A 19,029-nucleotide genomic window follows, 5' to 3' on the forward strand; every position below is an offset into this window, starting at 1 on the left:
CGAGGCGTGCTCCTTGAAATTGCCGATTTACCGACCGGTAAATTCTGCGGTAACTTGCCTCCCAGCACTGTCAGAAATTCCCGCTCGGGAAATTTCGCGTCCTGGTTCCTTCAAAAAACCGCAAAAATTCCCGCTCGGGAAATTAAGCTTGTCATTTTCCGATTACCCAATCTATATTCCCGCTCGGGAAAATTGGCATGGCAATAACATCCACCGCAGAACTCGGCGAACTGATCCGGAACCGGCGCGCCTCCTTGGGGCTCCGGCAGCAGGACGTTGCCTTGGCGGCCAACGTAGGCGTCCGCTTTATCGTCGATATCGAAAACGGCAAGGACACCAGCCAGATCGGCCTCGTCCTCCGCCTGCTGCAGGCGCTCGGCATCCGACTGACGCCGGAGATGAGTCCCGTGCCGACGCCACCGCCGGCGGCCGAGGAATCCGAAGCATTCGATCCCGACAACTTCTCCCCGACACCATGACGAGCAAACCGAAGCCGGGCGAGGCCGGAGAGACCCTCGAAGTCCGGTACGGCGGTCTGCTCGTCGGGCTGCTGCGCCGGCGCTCGGAGGAGATCCAAGACATCGAGTTCGTCTACGACGAGGCGTGGACGAAGGATCCGAACGCGTTCGCCGTCTCGACCCGGATGCCGCTTGCGAAGCCCGTCCACGAACCGGACGTGGTGTACCGATGGTTCTTGAACCTGTTGCCCGAAGGTCGGACGCTGAAGACGGTCGGTACCATCCTCAAGATTCCGGAAGCCAACGTGTTCGCGCTTCTTGAGGAGTTGGGAGAGGATCTCCCCGGTGCGCTCGAAGTCTTGCGGCCCGCCGACCAGCGGCCGAAGCGGACGCCACGCTACAGGCGGCTTTCCGAAGCCGAGCTGGCCGCGGCCATCCGCCGCCTTCCCGAGAAGCCGCTTCTGGTCGGCGAGGAAGGCATCCACATGTCGCTCGCCGGCGCGCAGGACAAGCTTCCCGTCGCCCGGTATCCGGACGGAGGCATCGGCCTCGCGCTCGACGGCGCGCCGACGACGCACATCCTCAAACCGGCCAACAAGCACTTCCACAGCGCGGTCGAGAACGAGGCCTTCTGTCTTCGCCTGGCGGCGAAGGTGAAGCTACCCGTCGCCGAGTGCACGATCGGCAAGGCCGAGGACCTCGACTATCTGCTGGTGAGGCGCTACGACCGCGTTCCTGAGGGACGCAGCCTACGCAGGCTGCATCAGGAGGATTTCTGCCAGGCGACCGGCCACATTCCATCCACGAAATACGAAGCCAACCCGGCGACGAGGCTGCGCGGGCCGAGCATGAAGGACTGCTTCGACGTCATCCGGAAAACGGACAACGGCGCGGCCAACGCCGCGCGCTTCCTCGACTTCTTCGTCTTCAACATCCTCTGCGGAAACGTCGACGCGCACTCGAAGAACTATTCGCTGCTGCTGCTACCCGGCGGCGCCGTTACCATGGCGCCGCTCTACGACGTGATGAACGGCGACATCTATCCGGACGTGACCCGGAATTTAGCCATGAAGATCGCCGGCAAGAACCGCGGTCGCTACATCCATGCGCGCCACTGGGACCGCATGGCGGAGGAGAACCAGATCTCCGGCGCTCAGGTGAGGCGCCGCGTCGGGGAGCTTTCCCAGGCGGTGCTGGATGCGCTGCCGTCCGTCGTCGATGAATTGAACGCGCTCAAGAAGTCGCCGGTCTATCAGCAGATATCGGACTGCGTCGCCGTCAATTGTCGGGACATGTTGCGGAATCTGAAGAGCGACGTCGAGGACGAGCCGGAGGAAGATCCGGAGCCACAAGGCGCGCGCCCTCTGGGCTTTTCCTGAGCGCTTGAATGTAGGAGACACACTCTTAAGCCGTCCGCGGATGATCCGGGTGACCGCCGGATATTGCCCGCAGCGGGCTGAACGTTCCCGAAAAGCACTTGGATCGCCTGTTTTTGCAGTATCTCATCGCGGGCGCGCCGGGTATTGTAGTGGCGGATGAACGCACTGCCGCAACCCCTCCGAACCGAGATGTTTCAGGGTACAGCAGATCTGGCGGCGATAGCCGACGCGCTGGCCCGGTCGCCGGACTACCGGATCCTGCGGCGTCTGGCTGCGCGCCCGAGATAGGTCCCCAGCATGGGACAGGAGGTCAGGACCTGCGTTCTGCTCGACACCGAGACGACCGGTCTCGATCACACCAAGGACGAGATCATCGAGCTCGGGATGGTCAAGTTCGACTACACGACGGACGGGCGGATCGTCGGGTTGCGAGACACGCTCTCCGCGTTCAACGAGCCTAGCGCTCCCATCTCGGCGGAAGTGACGGCACTAACCGGCATTACCGACGCGATGGTGGCCGGCCAAAGATTCGACGACTCGGCCATCACGGCCTTCGCGGACGATGCGGTCATCGTCATTGCGCACAACAGTGCGTTCGACAGGAAGTTCGCCGAGCGCTACAGGCCAGTGTTCGAGCACAAGGCCTGGGCCTGCAGCATGAGCGAGATCGACTGGGCGCAAGCACGGATTCGCCGGCGCGCAGTTGGGTTACCTGCTGAACGGTGCCGGCTACTTCCACCACGCGCACCGCACCGTCGATGACTGCCACGCGCTGCTCGAAGTGCTCGCCTTCGAGCTTCCGACCACGGGCGCGCCGGCGCTGGCACTCCTGCTTGAGACGGCACGGAAGAAGACGGTCCGGCTTTGGGCCGAGCAGTCGCCGTTTGAATTGAAGGATTCGCTGAAGCGCCTTGGCTACCGCTGGTCCGACGGCGCGGACGGTCGTCCGAAGAGCTGGTACGTCGACGTCTGCGAGACCGCGCTCGATGACGAGATCGCGTTCCTAAAAGCCGAGATCTATCAGCGCGACATTTCGCCGACGATGCAGACGCTGACCGCTTTCACGAAGTTTTCGGCGAGGATCTAGCAAACTCAAGCGGCCGATGCTGTGTGGTGACACGGACGCGGTCTAAGCGACTGCTTCATCGGGTAACTTGAGGATCGTCAGGATCTCGTCGTTCGGCAGCAGGAATGACTGCTCCTCGACCTCCGAACGGTCGCAGCCTTTGAAGCTGAACCAGGCTTCCGCGGGCGTTTTCCTGGGAAAGTTCTGCTCGGCCTCGCCGTTGAACAGCATGTGTCCGGCATAGCTTTCGCGGTCGAGCGTATCCGACGAAAACCACCAGTTCTGAATCATTTTCGAGCGCCTGAACCAGCGCCGACGCGTCTTGCCGTGACAGATCACGATTATGGGGAACCGATTCAGGCACGCGATCTTGACGGCCGTCGCCGTGTCGCTGACGCGAAACTCGTCGGCGAGTTCGCGAATGGCCGACAATGTGGGTCGCTTCATCTTGCGCACGCTCGGAGTGACCATGAAGTCCGGCAGGATGAGATCGGAGGCGAAGTCGTCGGCTTGGCGCTCGGGGTTGAGGGCGTCGTCGCGAAAGTTGCATACTTCGTCCTTGCCGCAGAAGAGAATGCGGCCGCGATGGTGATGCCAGTGGCCCAGTTCGTGGGCCAGGGAAAACCGCCTCCGCTCGGGCATGCTGAGGCTGTTCACCGAGATCACGGCCTTGCGCTTCGTGCCGATGATCCTCGCTTCGCATCCGTCCATCGGACGATAGTTGACGACCGCGCCTCTGGTCCACGCGATGGCGTCCAGATCGATATCCTTCGGTTGCGATATGCCGAGATCGATCAAGATGCGTTCCGCGGGAGTGATTGCGGTCATTCCCCCGGGTCGCCTTCGTTCTCTAGCGCTTCCAGTTGGGCCAGGTCGTCTAGGGCGCCCTCTTCGTCGCGCGCCGAGAGCTTCTTTCCTTGGCGGGCCGCCGTCATCATGCCTTCCATGTTTTCGCCGGCGCCGGAACGTATAGCTCCGAGCTTGCCTCGGACACACTCCCTATCGATCGCGGAAACGTTCGAGGGCTCCGACCCGCGGGCGGCTATCGCGGTCTTGGCCTGATCGAGCTTGGCCCTTCCAAAGGAACGCTTCGCCTGCTCAAGTATGGCGTCCATTTCCGCGACGATCTTGGTCTGGTCCAGGCCTTCTTCGGCCAAGAGCTCCCGCAGTTGCGCCGGCGAGGCGTTCAGGATGTCCTCGTCGAAGGCGTCGGAAATGCGCTGCAGTTCGTTGCGTCCGCGATTCTTCCTGGTCATGACGAAAGCCCTTCTGGGAACCTCTTCTTCACGGCCTTCTTGATCCGTCGCATGGCGTAGTCGTACGCCGCCTGATCGATGCCGATCTCATCCCTCAATTCCTTTCCTCGTTTTCCGTCCGCGAGCGCCATGACGACGAACTGCGCTTCCTCGTCTCCGTCGAGGCATCCGTAGATCGCGGTCACGGTGTCGGTATCTTCCTGTTCGATGAGCGACAGTTCCGGATTGTGCTGGTCGGTGAGGACCTGCAGATCCTGGATGTCCTCCGCGTTCGATTTCGCGTTCTTCCGCTCGCGCTTCAGCTTCGCACGACGGTGGTAGGCTAGGTTCTGCATCGTCTTCGCGAGGAAGGCGATCAGGGGAACGTCGATCGGGCACTTCCGCCTGCCGATCAGGGTGAGGCAGAGGGCTTCGTGGTAGAGTTCGCCCTCACCGAAATCGGTGCCGGAGCGGCGCCGTCGCTCGATCAGCTTGAGACGCAACTTGTCCTCGGCGGAAAAAACCTCGAGCGCCTTCAGCACCTCCTCGGCAGCGAGATGCTCTGGATCCTGCGGTCGGGTACCGCTCACGGCTTCCGTGTCGCTCATAGGTTTTAGCGGCTACTGCCCCTGTATGCCGGTCTGGATCGCCTTTTCGGACAGTCGGACGAAAATTTCGCCGGAGAGTCCGAAACGACCGACCCCGGCGGCATACCTAGCGTGACGGCGCCGAAACGAGGTCGACCGGCCGGTCAATCGTACCAGAAAGCGTCGCGGAACCAAGACCGTGCGCTCACCGGAGTGTATGGCAATGCCCAAGAACATCGTCGTCTTCTCCGACGGCATCGGCCAGGACGGTGGTGCCCGTCCAGAGCAGCGGATCAGCAACATCTACAAGATGTACCGCATCTCGCGCGATCACGCCGAGACCGGCATCGATCCGTCGCGGCAGGTCGTGTTTTACGACGCGGGCCTCGGCACCGACAGCGGCACCACGGCACTGACGGCGCAACATTGCCGACTGCTACGAATTCATCGTGAACCACTACGAACCCGGCGACCGGATCATGTTGTTCGGCTTCAGCCGCGGCGCCTACACGGTCCGCAGTCTGGCCAACCTCCTGATGCTCTGCGGCGTGCCGACCAAGGGCCCGGACGGACCGTTGATGCGCTACCGCAAGCAGGTCAAGGACATCGCCAGGGAGGCGGTCGACACCGTGCTAGAGCACGGCGCCGGCCATCCGCGCGAGCACTACGAAGCCGAGCGCCTCGAACTGGCGCGGCGCTTCCAGATCAAATACGGCTCCGGAGACGGCAGTGACTCCAACGTCGCACCCTACTTCATCGGGGTCTTCGACACCGTGGCGGCCCTCGGCGCGAGCGGCCTGCGCTACTTCGTCATCCAGGCGGGGCTGGCCGCCGGCGTCGCCGCCGCGGCGTTCGTCGGCGGATTCCGGCCGGCCGTCGGGATCGCGCTGCTGTGTTCGTGGCTGGGCGCCGGCTTCATGCTCTGCGGCTTTCTCGCGCAGATCGTCATCGTCGCTGGCGCGCTCGGCGCGTTCTGGTACTGGCAGAACAAGTCCACGACCAAGACGATCGTCGACTACCCCACCCCCGGAGAATCCCGCTCGCACAAGGCAGAGTGGAAGGGAGCCAACTTCGACCGGCTCCTCAGCCGACACGTCGCGTTCGCGCGCTCCGCCAACGCGATCGACGAGCGGTGGAAGGACTTCGACCGCGTCGGCTGGGGCGGCGGCAACGAGGGCCCCCCTGTCTTCCCCGGGCACGAACGGCTGCGCCAGTGGCTTTTCGCCGGCAATCATTCCGACGTCGGCGGCTCCTATCCGGAGCCCGAGTCCCTGCTTTCCGATGTCGCGCTGGAATGGATGTGCCGGGAAGCGATCTCGGTCCCCGACGGCCTGATCACCGGCCCCATCTACGTCGACGGAATCAAGATGGAAGGGTCCGGTGACGTCGGCCAGGCGCTGAATATCCGCCCAGACGCCGGCGGCGTGCAGCACTGCGAAATCGCCGGCATGCGCGACACCATCGACGCCATGGCCGGCTCGTTGCCTAACTGGAGGTGGCTGCGCCATCTGCTCGGCCGTCAGAACTGGGAGGTCAAGATTCGCGACATCGGCAACGCTTCCAAGGTCCACTCGACGGTCGGCCGGCGGTTCGAGCTTCCGTCGGTCGTGCAGTGCTCGGCAGGATCGGCTCCGTATCGACCGGACGCGCTGGCCGGACACGACGACTTCAAGCGGTACTATCCGACCAAGGCGGACGCGACATGAAGCTGGTCTCGCTAGTTGACGAATCCCTGAAGGATACGGTCAACCTCAACAAGACCAGGATCGATCTCCTGGAAGCCAGCATCCCGGCGCTCAGGTCGTTCGTCCGTGATTCCGACTGGAAGCCGAAGGTCCGCAGCTTCGTCGAGCAGGGATCTTGGGCGCACCAGACGATCATCCGTCCCGTCGACGGCGGCGAGTTCGACGCCGACCTGCTCGTCATGGTGGATCCGGTCGATGGGTGGACCGCGGCCGACTACGTGGAGAGCCTCGGCCGCGTCTTCTCTGACAGCAAGACCTACGAAGACAAGACGAAGACGTGGGACTACTGCATCACGATCACCTACGCCGGGGACCGCAGGGTAGACCTCGCTCCCTGCGTCGTCAGCCGGCTGTGGGAAGGCAGTCTGGAGGTCTGCAACCGCAAGGGAAGCTTCGAACTTACGTCGCCGGTCGAATACACCGAGTGGATGAAGGAGAGGAACGCGTATTCGGGGAACAATTCCTTCCGCAAGGTGACGCGCCTCGTGAAGTATCTGCGCGACATCAAGGAGACCTTCACCTGCCCGTCCGTCCTCCTCACGACCCTGCTCGGTAACGAGATCCAGTGGTTTGAAAAAGGCACCGACGAGTTCGCCGACGTGCCGACCACCCTCAAGACGCTGATGGGCCGTCTCGATAATCGACTCCGGATGTACCCGACGAGGCCGACAGTGACGAACCCGAAACTCCAGAGCGAGGATTTTTCGCCGCTCTTCGGCACCGACGAGCAATATTCGAACTTCCGCACGGTCATCGCGCGCTACCGGAAATGGATCGACGAGGCTCACGCGATGGAAGGGCGCCAGGAATCCATCAAGGCGTGGCAAAAGGTGTTCGGACCGGAGTTCGCCAAGGCAGATGTGGTGAAGGCCGCAGCGGACGGGATGAGCGAAAGCGCGGGCACCTCCCTCGTCGGCCGCTTCCTGGACTCGACCGCGGCCCATCTCGGGGGAATAGTTGACATGGTCCGCGACTACGGATTGTCGATCCTTCCGGCCGGCTTCGCGCGACCGCCCCACATCCAGGCGCCGCCTTGGCGCAGCGTCGCGCATCCGGCGGAAATCGCCGTGACGGCCGAGTGGCGCTCCGCCAGCCACGTGCAGGGTGGACGGATGGTGGCCGCGGGCCAGTTGCTTAAGGGTCAAGGCAGCCTGTACTTCCGCGCCTCGCTTGCAGACGGTACCCCCGTGCCGCCGGAATATTCCGTCGATTGGCGCATCACCAACACCGCCGAGGCGATGTCCAAGAAGGCAGGCCGGGGCGGGTTCGAGATATCGAACAAGGGGGCGGCAGATGGGAGCAGTTGATGTATCGGGGCAGCCACATGGCCGAAGCATTCGTCGTCCGGCGCAGCGACGATGTCCTCGTCGGCGTGAGCAAGCCGTTCTACGTCGTCATCGAATGAGCGGGAGCGCAGCATGAACGAGATCGCGCACGATCAGGACGCTCCCGAGTTCCAGCGGCTGCTGAAGGCCCGGCAGCGCGTCTATTCGTATGCCACCCGCTATCAGATACTCCAGATCATCCTCACCGTCGTCGTACCCGTCGCCGGTGCCATGCTCGCATTTGCGCATCAGGCGGCCCGGCGCTACGTGGCGCTCTACGGTCTGATCGCGACCGCCTTGGACGTGACGTGGATCGACCGGACGCAACGTCGACTGCTGAAGGTCGCCGCGAAGATCAGCGAGGAATTCGACTGCGGCGTCCTGAAGATGCCTTGGGACCCGTTCGTCGCCGGCAAGCGCGAAGACGCGGAGGTCGTCGATGCCTCCGCGCGGCGATGGAGCGACGAGGCTGGTATGTGGGAATTCCCCCGACCGCGCGGCACACCATGGCCCGTCTCGTCTGCCAGCGCATGAACCTGCAGTACGACGCGGCGCTGCGAAGGAAGTACGGTACCTATCTGATCGTCGGCGCCTGCATTACGTTCGTCGCCATGATCGTCGGGTCGGTCGTGGAGGATCTCAAGCTGATCGACTTCGCGGCCGTCGCCGCCACGATCTCGCCTGCGATCTTCTGGACGATCCGCGAGCACTTCAGGCAGTCGGATTCTGCTGCGACTTATGAGACCCTAAAGGGCGAAGCCGAGAAATTCCTAGAAAGCGTTCGGGCCAGCGGATGCGACGATGCCGAGTGCGGAAAACGATCCCGGGAACTTCAAGATGCTCTATTCCAGCGGCGCGTCGCTAACCCCTTGGTGCTGCCACTCGTCTATCGCCTAATGCGCGACGAACTCGAAAAGCAGGCACAGGCCGGCGCCGATGCTCTCCTGAATCGAACCTGACGCCAAAGCCTCCTTGGCTCGAGAGCGGCGCGCCTACCGGCTATTTCACTCGGGAGTCGCCGTGTTCGCATGTTGCAGCAGTCCGCCGGCGGTTAAACGGTAGAACTCGATCAGCCTGGCTGCAGCCGCGAACGCGAGCTTCACTTTAGGAAGTCCGGCCTGAAACTCCGTCGGCGACCGCGAACTCCGGCGCCGCCACCCTGATCGCGGCCGCAGCGCCCGTCTGATGGACTGTCATGCCCGGTTGGATCAGATGTTTGACAGGAGGTTGGAACATGTGGGCGTTCGTGTTGGCAAACGTCAGGTCAACATGACCGTTCTTACCCTTGAGTTCGATGCTGACGCGCTTTGGCATCGTGGGCAGGTCGAGGGGCCTGAAGACGATCCACACCAAGTCCTTCGTCAGCGCTATGTTATGCGAAAGCAATTATCCAGTAGTTTAATTGTCTCCTCCCCGTTTGGAGAGGACGTCGACTTAGTCCGCCGCCAGTCCAAATGCTCCTGCCCGGGCGAGGTCGGCGATTGCCCCCAACCGAAAGCCCGAGAACGCGCGAGAGCACCTCATTGCGATGAGCACTAATCGCGGGGATTTCCCGCTGCATCGAAGTGGCTGCCGCGCCCGACATTTTCCAGGGCGCATTTACGCCCATGAACTCCCCTGCTCCGCCAGCAATCGTCTCGAACACGCCGCGCTGCAGAAGATGCGGATCGGTGAAGGCCGCGCCGGGATCGCGATATTCGGCGGCGGGCACGCCAGCCTTCCCGAGAGCGTCCATGCATTCGCGGACGGGATGCCGCTCTGTCCATTCTCGACGGCTGCATCATCGCGGTCCAGTTAGCGCCGCGTGCCGGCACCGACCTGAAGCGGGGGATCATCAGCGAGTTCGCTCTGCCCCGTCACCTCTCAGAGCGCGGCAGAGTTCCGCGGCGCGATCGGCGCAATCAGGATATGGCCGTCGACGGCGCCACCGGCCCAATGAGCCGCCGGCGGTACAGAGCGCGGGAATTGCGCCTCCTGCAACTCGAAGACCAGTAGGTTCAGCATGCAATGCATCAATGCGACGTCAATCCGCTGCCCCTCTCCCGTTCGTGCGGGCTGGACAAGCGCGGTCTGGATCGCGGCGTAGCCGAAGGTGCCGCCAAGCACGTCCGCGACGAAGATCGCGCCAGCGGCCGGGCGATCGCGCTCGCCGCATAGCGCATCATGGACCGATCGAAGCCGCTTTCGGCACGGACGATCATGGCGTAAGCCGCTCGCTCGGCCGCAGGGCCGGTCTGTCTGTAGCCCAAGATCGAGCAGTAGATCAGGTGCGGATTGATTGCGCGGATCGCCTCGTGGCGTGTCCAAGGCGATCCATTACGTCCGGCCGGAAATTTTCGACCACCCGGCTCACACAGGAGGGTACGTCCGTTCCTGCTCCGGACGAAATACAGCGCAAAACGTGGGACTTGCCTCGATGCGCCAGCGCCGATCAGATCCAGACAATAAGGATTTGCGGGAAACACCGCATTCAGGCAGAGCTCGATCGAGGACGGACGTCCCGGCAGATTGACAATCAGACATCTGCCGCGCGCGCCGGCCAGCTGACGCGACAAGATGGCTGTAGGTACCTGCGTCAGGCTCATCTGCCGCATCGGTTCGCCGAACCCGGGCAGCTCCCGCTCGATGAGGGCGCGTGGCCTCGGGCGTAAGATCGCGCGGCTCGGGTTCCGTTCCTCCTGTCGTCAGCACGAGATCGCACCCGTCGCGATCGACCATCTCGGTCAGGGTTTTCGAAAGGCTCTCGATGTCGTCGGGAACGATCCGCAGGAGCGGCTTCCATTGCGAGGAGACGACCTTGCACAGAAAACCCTCAATGGCCTAGCCGCTCTAGGGTCTGTACTCAATAGGGATTCCATCCGGAATTCGGCTGTGATTCAAGCTTCTCAGTGGAAGGGAGGCTTGAATGGCAAAGCAGGTCTACTGGCTCAGCGATGCGGAATGGCGGCGGATTGAGCCGTTGTTGCCACGAGGGCGCAAGGGAGCGCATCGGGTTGATGATCGACGTGTGATCAGCGGCATTATGCACATGCTGAAATCGGGTTCGCGCTGGCGCGATTGCCCAGAAGTCTACGGCCCCTACACGACGGTCTACAACCGCTTCAACCGCTGGAGCCGACAGGGGATTTGGACGGATATTTTTTACGCCCTGACCGGATCGACGGGCATGTACGGATCGATGTCCGTAGATTCCAGCTACATAAAAGCCCATCGCTCCGCGGCCGGCGCAAAAGGGGGGCCTTCAACAATGCGATCGGCCGCTCGCGCGGCGGGCAGACCACCAAAATCCACGCGCTGACCGACGATATCGGCCGTCCGCTTGCCTTCCTGATCACTCCTGGCAACACCCACGACCTGGTCGGTGCACGCGGTTTGATCGGCATGGTCCGCAACCCGCCGCGTTTGCTGGCCGATCGAGCCTACGACGCCAGGAGCTTGCGCGACGAGCTGGCCGCACGCCGCATCAAGGCCGTGATCCCGCCAAATCCGACCCGCAAACACCCGCATCGCTACGATAAGATCGCCTACAAAGGCCGAAACGTCATCGAACGGATGTTCTGCCGCCTCAAGGACTTCCGCCGGATTGCAACTAGATACGACAAGCGAGCAGACATCTTCCTGTCTGCAATCCTTCTGGCCGCTGCGATCACTTGGTGGATCAATTGAGTCCGGACCCTAGTCTTCGTACTCGCCGCGGCTGGCGCGATCGGACGCGACCAGGATGCCGATACGCGCCGCGCCGCTCTCGCCGGGACTGATCATTCCACCCTCCAACGCGATCAATGTACGGGCGCGATGCCGAGACTTGATTTCGTCCGTCATCATCGATGGATCCCAGGGCGGCTCGAACCGCCGCACTGCGCGCGACCCCATCCTCAGGGAGCCAGAGGCGGGGCAGCGGGGGGTGGTCGCGGTCATGGTGATGTGCGCGGCACCATCGTCGATGGTGATGTCATAGACGAAGCCGAGATCAACGATGTTGGGCGCCGAGCTCGGGATCGATCACGACGCGGAGGGGCTCGCGAACATGCTCGATGAGACCGCTGTTCATGGCCGCGCCCTCACTGTGAGCCCATAGGTCGCCCCATCAGGCAGGAAGCCTGCCAAGCCAGTTGTAGCCGCGCTTCTCAAGCTGCGGAAACAGGAACACGGGCTCGCGGCCGATCAATGCCGTGAGCGTTTCGCCGGGGCCAAGTTGTTCGGCCGCGGCCAAGATCCGGACCATGGGCTCAGGCGGATCAAGCTCCCTGGTGTCGAGCCGGACCTTCGACCTAGGCCATTTGTCGCTGAACGGCCCCGCAGCTGCTGGCGAGTCAGGGGCGTGAACAGAACCTGCCAGTCGCCTCCGCCGATTTCACTTGCCGAATGCGCAAAGCCCTTGCTCGCCATAACATCGAACAACGGCACGAGCTTGAATGGCGCGTAGAGACGGGTGCCCTGCACCGGCCGTACGCTCGCGACCGCTGCCATGATCGTGGAAGGGTTCTCCGCCCGTGCGCAGGATCGGTCGCACGTCTACCTCGAGATATTCGGTCATCAATTCTCTCCAGACACAGGCTTCACGAATGCAGCAGCCTCGGCAGCCTTGCGCCCTGCGGCAGCCGCACACTCTTCGTCACGTCAGCAAGCCGGCGCACACGCAGCAGCTCGTGCACGATACCCATCGTGGCCGCCATCATGCCGAGCGGCGCGATGCGATACGGCTGTGTTCGGCCCGCGAGCAGGAGTACCGTAGCAACCCAGACCCAGACGAAGTAGCCGACAAAGTATCGCGCCGCACGGGCTCCGACCACGAGATCCTGCACTCGCTGGGTCGGCACGCGGCCCGTCACCGGCCCGTAGGTTTCGAGCCAGGTGAGGAATGCGACGATCTTGTAGAGTTTTGCGAGCATTAGCCCAGAGAGCCAGCCGAACGTGATCAGGAAGGCGAACGCGTCGAGGTTAGCGGCAAAAGAGCCGTTCAGTGCAGGCGCAAGTCCGGGACCGAGCCGGCGAGACCGCCCAGCGCATAGAGCGCCATGGTCGTGTTCAGCTCCAGCGTGCGCCGCTTGCGGTTGCGGTAGAGAGCGACGACATCGCGGCCGTACAACGCGACGGTCGCGACACAAGAGACGCCCGCCAGCGACAGCACGCCCTCGAGCCGCGCCTGCACCGCGATGGCAGCCAATCCACCGGCCAGCGCAAGACCAAGCGTGCCGGCACTGGCGTAGAGGGTTGCGCGGCTTCGTCGTGGATCGACGTCCGGCGACAGCATGAACATCGCGAGGGACGATAGCTTACGCCCATCGTTGTCAGTGTCAGCCAGCCGCCGAGCCCCGCGATCGCGTGCAACGGAATGCTGGCGCCAAGCAGGACGCCGAGCGGCGCTGCCGGAGCCCCGCCAGTCCCCAGGCAAAGGAGGTGCCAAGCGCCGCCGTGGCGCCAAGGGGTGCGAGGCCGGCGAGCACGAACCGCGCCGGCCCAGACAGCGGGCGGGCGCGCCAAATGGTAAGGATCAGGTCTGGGGCCAGCAGGCCGAAGCCCGAGACGAGCAACGTCGCCCCGAACGGAAGCAGCCAGAGCCACGGCGGCAACCGGCCGCCGAGCGCCAGGAAGCCGAGCAGCAGCGGCCTGCGACAAGCAGACAGAGCACCGGCAGCGTCGCCGCTTCGCTGTATACGGGTTTGCCTACCAGCACCGGCATGAATTGCGTGAGGGCGCCACAGACGCACAGGCTGAGCCAGCCGATGGCGATGATTTGGACGAGGACGAGCGTATCAGGCGCGGCGATATCGACGGCCGGAAACCCAAAACCAGCAACCATCAGCGCCTCGGCCGCAAACAGCCACGCGGTCGCAACCGCGAAGCAGCTCATGGTCTATTCCGAGACGTTGCCGCCCATCATCATCTGACGTCCTCCCGAGCCCGGAAGGCCTCACCACGGTACGGCCACATCGGCGGTCCTCCTCATGGAGTTCTTACACATCAGGATAGGGGCGGCGGAGCACCCGACTCATTGTACGAGAGCAAACTTTGTGCAGGCTTTCAGGTCACGTCCCGGTGACAAAGCGCGCTTCTGATGCTGAGTGCGGCTGATACGAAACGCCAGCCGCGCCGTGGAGGAAACCATTGGAGAAGGGAACGTTCGGATAGAGTTCGGCCAGGCGCCGGGTTCCCCTTTCCGCGTCGTCCCGGCCCTCCACAACGTCGCGAAATGTCCGCGCGACCGCAATCATGTCGCAGTGCTGAGGCGACAGGCGTAGCGAGCTCACGGCAGCAGTGCGCAACGCGNGGCCCTCCACAACGTCGCGAAATGTCCGCGCGACCGCAATCATGTCGCAGTGCTGAGGCGACAGGCGTAGCGAGCTCACGGCAGCAGTGCGCAACGCGCCGATATCGCCAAGCAGATTCGTGCAGGTGTAAGACAGCGTCTGGACCCCGTTCACGGTCAGGAAATCCTGCTGCTCCAGCGTTTTCAGTGCAAGGCCGTCCGGATCCCTCTCGCAGACGAAGCGGCAATTGTCCTTGGCAAGCTTRTGCAYGCGGGCGTGATAGCAGCGCGCGGAGATCGCCAGCGGTGCACGGCCGAATGCAAACACCTCGATGGCGACGTCCGGCAGTGCCGCCGCGATCGTGCCGATAGATGGTAGTGGCAATTCCGRCGGCAGACAGATGCGCGTCGCGCCCTGGGCAGCATGGAAGCTTGCGGYCGCCTCGTTGTAGATGTTGACGAASGGCCCGATCGCATGCGCTCGGCCGCCCAGTGCCTTCAGGCAGGTCAGATCGTTCACCTCGACAAGGCCCTCTTCCGTTCCGGCGAGCTCCTCGRTCTGGCGGCGCTCACGACGCTGCGACACCAGAATAAGCGATCCGAGCAGCACCTGCTTGCCGGCACGACGCAGCCGCCCGATCACGGYCGGAAGGTGGTCGTCGAAGAACGGCGCCCGCTTCGAGCAGACGATCTCGCCGACGGAGACGACATCCACCGGCGCTTCATCTGCGATGCGGAAGTAGAAGTCGCGCCAGCGGTYGGGCGCCCAATTGTACAACACCGGGCCGAGGCTGAGTTGCATCGGAATTCCCTCACTGCTGACGKACGGCACTAACGCCAAGTCTTGCGATAGGCCCCGACCGTCGACGCCTGGCCTTCGGTGAACGGTTTGAGGCCGGCGATCTCGGCCTCCCGGCCGCTTTCCAGCGCTTCGAGCGCGGCGCGGAAATGGCGCACGACGCTTTCGACATAGGCGCGCCCGCGCTGCCGCCCCTCGATCTTGAGCGCGGTGACGCCGGCATCGCGCAGACCCTTAAGCAGCGCCGTCGCATCGAGGCTGACCGGATCCTCAAAGATATAGCCGGTGCCGTGCTCGGTCGTGAAGCGTCCCTTGCAAAGCGTCGGATAGCCGATGGGCTCGGTAGGTTCGAACCGGTTGATGGTAAACCCGCCCAGCCGCGACGTCGTTCCTTGCGGGCCCTGTTCGTAGGCGACGTGGCTGGGCGGCGAGCAGACGCCTTGCATGTTCGGCGAATTGCCCGTGGCATAKGACGAGAGCGAGCAGCGTCCTTCCGCCATGACGCAAAGCCCGCCGAACACGAAGACCTCGGTCTCGCAAGGGCTTGCGCGGGTAATCTCGCCGATCTCCGGCACGCTTAATACGCGCGGCAGCACCACGCGCCGCGCGCCAAAGGTTTCGACGTAATATGCGATCGCGTCCGGATTTGCGGCTGCCGCCTGCACCGAGACATGCAGGCGCTGGTTCGGATGGCGCCTCGCCGTGTAGTCCATCAGGCCGATATCRGCGAGGATCAGCGCATCGGCGCCCGCGCTCACCGCGTCATCCACGGCGCCATGCCACAGCTCGACGCTTCCAGCGCGCGGGAAGGTGTTGATGGCGACCAGTATCCTGGCGCCGCTCCCGTGGGCGAGCGCGATGCCCTTGCGCAGCTCATCGCGGCTGAAATTCAGGCCCGGAAAATTGCGTGCATTGGTTTCGTCGTTGAACCCGCAATAGACCGCATCGGCGCCAGCCTCGATGGCGCTCTTCAAGGCGGCCGGTGTGCCCGCGGGACAGATCAGCTCCATTATCGGACAGGCCTCCGGGATCCACGCAATAGTCCGCCGCGCGCCATTTCGAGGGCGCGTCGTGCCGGCGCGCCGAGCGGTCCGAACASAGCCGAGAGCTCGGTCACGAGGTCCAGCTGCGCGTCGTCAATCGCGTTGCGCAGCGCGAGAACAGCCTCAACATCGCCCTCAATGACGAGGCCGCGCGAGAACATCAGCGCATCGCCGTCGACCCTGCCCTCAAGCAGGGCCAAGAGATTAGCGAGCGTAGCGGAGATACGTGCGTCAAGATCCCGTGGCAGGTCGCGCACGACCGTCAGGCCGCCTGGCCTCGCTTCGACCACGAAGGCAAACGGCAGATCGGTGGGCTTGATGCCGAAACGCGCGTGCGTGTGCGCGCCGAGCCGGTCGAACATGGCCGGGTTGCGCCGCAGGATGCGTTGCAGGAAGCCGGCGAGYGCGAGCTGCAATGGCTTGAGCGGTAGCGGCCGCATCGCGTTGGCCAGGATCGGGGGGATAGCYGGCAACGGGCCGGAAGCCGCGGACGGATCTTTCATGCGACCACATCTGGACGGATTACGCGCCKAAGTATTTGAGCCGGAACAATGATCATGAAGATCATCCCGGGCATTTGTCGTTCTTTTGGAGGAGTTCACTTGCAGCGTGACCTGCCGCGCTTTCGGGACCTGTCCGATTTCCTGCGCTTCATCGAAGCGAGGGGGCAGTTGCGACGCATTCGGGAGAAAATCTCGGTGGTCCACGAGATCACCGAGATCCATCGCCGCGTGCTCAGCGCGAATGGCCCTGCACTATTGTTCGAACAGCCGGTCAAGGCCGACGGCACGCCTTCGGACATTCCGCTCMTCACCAACCTGTTCGGCACGGTCGAGCGCGTTGCTTGGGGCATGGGAATCGCACCTCACCGCCTCAACGAGCTCGGCGCGCTGATGGCCGAGCTGCGCGCGCCGCGCCCGCCRCGGGGATTGCGGGATGCCTTCGACAAGATCCCGCTGGCGCGGGCGGCGCTCGCGACGCGCCCTCGCACACGCGGAGCCGCGGCGGTTCAAGAACGCGCCGCCATGGGCGCCGATATCGATCTCGGCAAATTGCCGGTCCAGATCTGCTGGCCCGGAGAGCCRGCACCACTGATCACCTGGCCGCTGGTCATCACCGTGCCGCCGAACTCCGTGGCCGCCGACCAGGAGGAGAATGTCGGCGTCTACCGGATGCAGGTGCTCGGGCGCGACCGGGCCATCATCCGCTGGCTCGCCCATCGCGGCGGGGCGCGTCATCATCAGCAATGGAAAGCGGCAGGCCGCGACATGCCGGTTGCCGTAGTGATCGGCGCCGATCCCGCGACCATTCTGGCTGCGGTTCTGCCGCTGCCGGAGACGATGTCCGAGCTGCGCTTTGCCGGCATTTTGCGCGGCGAGCGGCCGCGCCTGACGCCCTGCCTGACGGTGCCGATCGCCGTTCCGGCCGCGGCCGAAATCGTGATCGAGGGATTCGTGTCGGCAACCGAGACCGCGCCCGAAGGSCCCTATGGCGATCACACCGGCTACTACAATTCCGTCGAGRCGTTTCCGGTGATGCGTGTCACCGCGCTAACGACCCGGCAGCAGCCGCTCTATCTTTCGACCTTCACGGGCCGGCCGCCGGACGAGCCCTCGCGAATCGGCGAGGCGCTGAACCAGCTGTTCGTGCCGCTGGTCCGGCAGCAATTCCCCGAGATCATCGACTGCTATTTGCCGCCGGAGGCCTGCTCCTACCGGATCGCGATCGCATCGATCAAAAAGCGCTATCCCGGCCAAGCGCGGCGACTGATGCTCGGCCTGTGGTCGATGCTGCCGCAATTCAGTTACACAAAACTCCTGATCATGGTCGACGACGACATTGATATCAGGGACTGGCGCGCAGTGATGTGGGCCGTTTCGACTCGCAGCGATTCCTCGCACGACCTGGTGACGATCAGCGACACGCCGATCGACTATCTCGACTTTGCCTCGCCAAAGCCCGGCCTCGGCGGCAAGCTCGGCATCGATGCGACGACAAAAATCCCGCCGGAGACGGATCGACTCTGGGGGGAGCCGCTCGCGATGGATCCGTCCGTGATCGCACGGATCGACGCGATGTGGGAGCACCTCGGGCTCGCTGCGCCGGCACGGGAGCCCGCATGAGCGAGCGGGAGGGCGTTGTCGTCGGCATCAGTGGCGCCTCAGGCGCTGCGATCGGCATGCGCATCGTCGAACGTCTAGCGGACAATACGCGCTGCGCTGTCCACCTCGTGGTCTCGCCGGCGGCCGAAAGAACGCTCGCCGAGGAGGTGGGCACCGAAGCTCTGGCCCATCTTCGCAGCCTCGCCTTTCGCTGCYATCCGCATGACGAGATCGGAGCCTCGATCGCCAGCGGCTCGTGTCCGGTTCGCGGCATGATCGTGGCGCCCTGCTCAATCCGCACGCTCTCGGCCATCGCCTKTGGGCAGCTCGACAATCTCCTCGTCCGCGCCGCCGACGTGCAGCTCAAGGAGCGGCGTCGGCTGGTGCTCTTGGTGCGCGAAAGCCCGCTGCATCTCGGGCATCTTCGCGCGATGACGCAGGTGACGGAGATCGGTGCGATCGTGGCGCCGCCGCTGCCGGCCTTCTATCTCAAGCCGGCATCGCTTGCCGAGGCCGTCGATCAGATCGCCTGCCGCGCGATCAATCTTCTGGACCTGCCGGGCGTGTCGGCGCCGGCGCAGGCATGGACGGGACAGGCGGCGCGTCCCTGACGCCGCCGCCACGTCGCGCGCGATGAGGTCCTCGATGCCGGGTCCGCTGCCCATGATGCCGGCAAACACGATCTCGCCGCGGGCCCTGCGACGAGCATGGGCGCATCCTTGGCGCCGTGCAGGCTTTCGCCGGAGAACAGGCCTAGGACGACGGTCGGCCCGACGATCGCCGCCGCAGTCTCCTCAAGAAACGGCGGCTCCTCCAGGAACGCCGCCGCGACCTTCGCAACGGCGGCGCTTTGCTCGATCGTTCGCGCGACCTGCTCGGTTGCCTGGCGCGACGCCGGATTGCGCTTCGAGCCGTGCCCCTGGAGGGCGATCGTGCAGGCCTCCGGCACGAAACATGAAGTTCCTGCGGGAATGGCCGTTCGACCTCTATGCGGGATTGCTGCTGCGCGCCGGCCTCTTCGTGAGCGCTTCTACTGCCGC

General features: G+C 63.9%; 20 protein-coding genes and 8 pseudogenes. 10 read left to right on the forward strand and 18 right to left on the reverse strand.

Features of this window, described 5'->3' with window-relative positions; genetic code table 11:
• The first annotated feature begins 197 nt into the window (after positions 1-197).
• From ASG57_RS24115 to ASG57_RS39865, 4 genes are all read left to right on the forward strand, one after another.
• A complete protein-coding gene (locus ASG57_RS24115; RefSeq protein WP_063997019.1) occupies positions 198-479 on the forward strand; it encodes a helix-turn-helix transcriptional regulator in 282 nt (93 codons plus the stop codon).
• Positions 476-1,837 (forward strand): type II toxin-antitoxin system HipA family toxin, encoded by a 1,362-nt coding sequence (locus ASG57_RS24120; protein ID WP_057197820.1) that lies wholly within the window; start codon positions 476-478, stop codon positions 1,835-1,837. The genes ASG57_RS24115 and ASG57_RS24120 overlap by 4 nt, the downstream gene beginning before the upstream one ends.
• Positions 1,838-2,134: 297 nt before the next feature.
• Positions 2,135-2,599: an exonuclease domain-containing protein gene (locus ASG57_RS39860; protein WP_349510063.1), complete on the forward strand. Its 465-nt coding sequence runs from the start codon at positions 2,135-2,137 to the stop codon at positions 2,597-2,599.
• Complete coding sequence (locus tag ASG57_RS39865; protein WP_349510064.1) at positions 2,541-2,924, forward strand: hypothetical protein; 384 nt, start codon at positions 2,541-2,543, stop codon at positions 2,922-2,924. The genes ASG57_RS39860 and ASG57_RS39865 overlap by 59 nt, the downstream gene beginning before the upstream one ends.
• Positions 2,925-2,966: 42 nt before the next feature.
• Here the strand turns inward: ASG57_RS39865 and ASG57_RS24130 are convergent, their stop codons facing one another.
• From ASG57_RS24130 to ASG57_RS24140, 3 genes are read right to left on the reverse strand one after another with little or no spacing between them, the layout of a single operon-like run.
• Positions 2,967-3,701: an ImmA/IrrE family metallo-endopeptidase gene (locus ASG57_RS24130; protein WP_244490941.1), complete on the reverse strand. Its 735-nt coding sequence runs from the start codon at positions 3,699-3,701 to the stop codon at positions 2,967-2,969.
• Between the two features lie 26 nt (positions 3,702-3,727).
• The gene (locus ASG57_RS24135) at positions 3,728-4,159 is read right to left on the reverse strand and encodes a hypothetical protein (protein WP_057197825.1); all 432 of its coding nucleotides are present in this window, start codon (positions 4,157-4,159) and stop codon (positions 3,728-3,730) included.
• A complete protein-coding gene (locus ASG57_RS24140; protein ID WP_230646810.1) occupies positions 4,156-4,728 on the reverse strand; it encodes a sigma-70 family RNA polymerase sigma factor in 573 nt (190 codons plus the stop codon). The genes ASG57_RS24135 and ASG57_RS24140 overlap by 4 nt, the downstream gene beginning before the upstream one ends.
• Positions 4,729-4,948: 220 nt before the next feature.
• On the opposite strand from ASG57_RS24140, the pseudogene ASG57_RS24145 reads away from it, so the two are divergent.
• The 3 genes and pseudogenes from ASG57_RS24145 (at position 4,949) to ASG57_RS40125 (ending at position 8,754) form a co-directional block, all read left to right on the forward strand.
• Positions 4,949-6,431, forward strand: a pseudogene (locus ASG57_RS24145) (phospholipase effector Tle1 domain-containing protein).
• Complete coding sequence (locus ASG57_RS24150) at positions 6,428-7,777, forward strand: SMODS domain-containing nucleotidyltransferase (RefSeq protein WP_230646809.1); 1,350 nt, start codon at positions 6,428-6,430, stop codon at positions 7,775-7,777. Before ASG57_RS24145 ends, ASG57_RS24150 begins: the two are co-directional and overlap by 4 nt.
• Positions 7,778-7,888: 111 nt before the next feature.
• Positions 7,889-8,754 (forward strand): annotated as a pseudogene (locus ASG57_RS40125) (S-4TM family putative pore-forming effector).
• Positions 8,755-8,899: 145 nt separating this feature from the next.
• Here ASG57_RS40125 and ASG57_RS24165 read toward each other — a convergent pair.
• The 5 genes and pseudogenes from ASG57_RS24165 to mog all read right to left on the reverse strand — a co-directional run.
• A complete protein-coding gene (locus tag ASG57_RS24165) occupies positions 8,900-9,145 on the reverse strand; it encodes a hypothetical protein (RefSeq protein WP_156402794.1) in 246 nt (81 codons plus the stop codon).
• Positions 9,146-9,167: 22 nt separating this feature from the next.
• Positions 9,168-9,530 carry a CoA transferase gene (locus ASG57_RS39365; RefSeq protein WP_080655003.1) on the reverse strand — a complete coding sequence of 121 codons (363 nt, stop codon included), beginning with the start codon at positions 9,528-9,530 and terminating at the stop codon, positions 9,168-9,170.
• 128 nt (positions 9,531-9,658) lie between these two features.
• On the reverse strand, positions 9,659-9,799 hold the full coding sequence (locus ASG57_RS39370; protein ID WP_230646808.1) for a hypothetical protein: 141 nt from the start codon (positions 9,797-9,799) through the stop codon (positions 9,659-9,661).
• Positions 9,800-9,901 (reverse strand): annotated as a pseudogene (locus ASG57_RS39730) (CoA transferase); the annotation flags it as partial.
• 243 nt (positions 9,902-10,144) lie between these two features.
• Positions 10,145-10,615, reverse strand: a pseudogene (gene mog, locus ASG57_RS37060) (molybdopterin adenylyltransferase); the annotation flags it as partial.
• 85 nt (positions 10,616-10,700) lie between these two features.
• Between mog and ASG57_RS37065 the strand changes: the two are divergent.
• A pseudogene (locus ASG57_RS37065) lies at positions 10,701-11,392 on the forward strand (IS5 family transposase); the annotation flags it as partial.
• Between the two features lie 78 nt (positions 11,393-11,470).
• Here the strand turns inward: ASG57_RS37065 and ASG57_RS39375 are convergent.
• The 9 genes and pseudogenes from ASG57_RS39375 to ubiT all read right to left on the reverse strand — a co-directional run bounded on the left by ASG57_RS39375 (position 11,471) and on the right by ubiT (position 16,327).
• Positions 11,471-11,620: a hypothetical protein gene (locus ASG57_RS39375; protein ID WP_230646818.1), complete on the reverse strand. Its 150-nt coding sequence runs from the start codon at positions 11,618-11,620 to the stop codon at positions 11,471-11,473.
• Between the two features lie 93 nt (positions 11,621-11,713).
• A pseudogene (locus ASG57_RS39870) lies at positions 11,714-11,794 on the reverse strand (aromatic ring hydroxylase); the annotation flags it as partial.
• Positions 11,795-11,882: 88 nt separating this feature from the next.
• A pseudogene (locus ASG57_RS24175) lies at positions 11,883-12,332 on the reverse strand (DUF2249 domain-containing protein).
• Between the two features lie 22 nt (positions 12,333-12,354).
• The gene (locus ASG57_RS39385; RefSeq protein ID WP_024343156.1) at positions 12,355-12,687 is read right to left on the reverse strand and encodes a hypothetical protein; all 333 of its coding nucleotides are present in this window, start codon (positions 12,685-12,687) and stop codon (positions 12,355-12,357) included.
• Positions 12,688-12,755: 68 nt separating this feature from the next.
• Positions 12,756-13,049 (reverse strand): hypothetical protein, encoded by a 294-nt coding sequence (locus tag ASG57_RS39390; RefSeq protein WP_230646806.1) that lies wholly within the window; start codon positions 13,047-13,049, stop codon positions 12,756-12,758.
• Positions 13,050-13,289: 240 nt separating this feature from the next.
• A complete protein-coding gene (locus ASG57_RS39395) occupies positions 13,290-13,649 on the reverse strand; it encodes a hypothetical protein (RefSeq protein WP_051160776.1) in 360 nt (119 codons plus the stop codon).
• A 417-nt stretch (positions 13,650-14,066) separates the two neighbouring features.
• Positions 14,067-14,847 (reverse strand): annotated as a pseudogene (ubiV, locus tag ASG57_RS24195) (ubiquinone anaerobic biosynthesis protein UbiV); the annotation flags it as partial.
• Positions 14,848-14,876: 29 nt separating this feature from the next.
• Entirely contained in the window at positions 14,877-15,854 is a 978-nt protein-coding gene (gene ubiU, locus ASG57_RS24200) for a ubiquinone anaerobic biosynthesis protein UbiU (RefSeq protein ID WP_057197837.1), read from the reverse strand.
• Positions 15,854-16,327 (reverse strand): ubiquinone anaerobic biosynthesis accessory factor UbiT, encoded by a 474-nt coding sequence (gene ubiT / locus ASG57_RS24205; RefSeq protein WP_244490943.1) that lies wholly within the window; start codon positions 16,325-16,327, stop codon positions 15,854-15,856. Before ubiT ends, ubiU begins: the two co-directional genes overlap by 1 nt.
• Positions 16,328-16,444: 117 nt before the next feature.
• Here ubiT and ASG57_RS24210 point away from each other — a divergent pair, with 117 nt between their 5' ends.
• Together ASG57_RS24210 and ASG57_RS24215 are read left to right on the forward strand one after the other, a co-directional pair.
• Positions 16,445-18,010, forward strand: a complete 1,566-nt coding sequence (locus ASG57_RS24210; protein ID WP_162250080.1) for a UbiD family decarboxylase — start codon at positions 16,445-16,447, stop codon at positions 18,008-18,010.
• Positions 18,007-18,600, forward strand: a complete 594-nt coding sequence (locus tag ASG57_RS24215; RefSeq protein WP_057197843.1) for a UbiX family flavin prenyltransferase — start codon at positions 18,007-18,009, stop codon at positions 18,598-18,600. Before ASG57_RS24210 ends, ASG57_RS24215 begins: the two co-directional genes overlap by 4 nt.
• Here the strand turns inward: ASG57_RS24215 and ASG57_RS40130 are convergent.
• On the reverse strand, positions 18,510-18,938 hold the full coding sequence (locus tag ASG57_RS40130) for a CbiX/SirB N-terminal domain-containing protein (RefSeq protein WP_502690812.1): 429 nt from the start codon (positions 18,936-18,938) through the stop codon (positions 18,510-18,512). The two genes, ASG57_RS24215 and ASG57_RS40130, sit on opposite strands and share 91 nt — an antisense overlap.
• Positions 18,939-19,029: the final 91 nt, after the last annotated feature.

The sequence above is a fragment of the Bradyrhizobium sp. Leaf396 genome (assembly GCF_001424605.1).
In the GTDB taxonomy this organism is placed as follows: domain Bacteria; phylum Pseudomonadota; class Alphaproteobacteria; order Rhizobiales; family Xanthobacteraceae; genus Bradyrhizobium; species Bradyrhizobium japonicum_C.

Excerpts from the sequence above, each read along its gene's own strand:
- ASG57_RS24115 (WP_063997019.1), top strand. The coding sequence starts at position 198 with ATGGCAATAACATCCACCGCAGAACTCGGCGAACTGATCCGGAACCGG.
- ASG57_RS24120 (WP_057197820.1), top strand. The coding sequence starts at position 476 with ATGACGAGCAAACCGAAGCCGGGCGAGGCCGGAGAGACCCTCGAAGTC.
- ASG57_RS39860 (WP_349510063.1), top strand. The coding sequence starts at position 2,135 with ATGGGACAGGAGGTCAGGACCTGCGTTCTGCTCGACACCGAGACGACC.
- ASG57_RS24135 (WP_057197825.1), bottom strand. The coding sequence starts at position 4,159 with ATGACCAGGAAGAATCGCGGACGCAACGAACTGCAGCGCATTTCCGAC.
- ASG57_RS24150 (WP_230646809.1), top strand. The coding sequence starts at position 6,428 with ATGAAGCTGGTCTCGCTAGTTGACGAATCCCTGAAGGATACGGTCAAC.
- ASG57_RS39365 (WP_080655003.1), bottom strand. The coding sequence starts at position 9,530 with ATGGACGCTCTCGGGAAGGCTGGCGTGCCCGCCGCCGAATATCGCGAT.
- ASG57_RS39370 (WP_230646808.1), bottom strand. The coding sequence starts at position 9,799 with ATGCTGAACCTACTGGTCTTCGAGTTGCAGGAGGCGCAATTCCCGCGC.
- ASG57_RS39375 (WP_230646818.1), bottom strand. The coding sequence starts at position 11,620 with ATGATGACGGACGAAATCAAGTCTCGGCATCGCGCCCGTACATTGATC.
- ASG57_RS39385 (WP_024343156.1), bottom strand. The coding sequence starts at position 12,687 with ATGCTCGCAAAACTCTACAAGATCGTCGCATTCCTCACCTGGCTCGAA.
- ASG57_RS39390 (WP_230646806.1), bottom strand. The coding sequence starts at position 13,049 with ATGCTGTCGCCGGACGTCGATCCACGACGAAGCCGCGCAACCCTCTAC.
- ASG57_RS39395 (WP_051160776.1), bottom strand. The coding sequence starts at position 13,649 with ATGAGCTGCTTCGCGGTTGCGACCGCGTGGCTGTTTGCGGCCGAGGCG.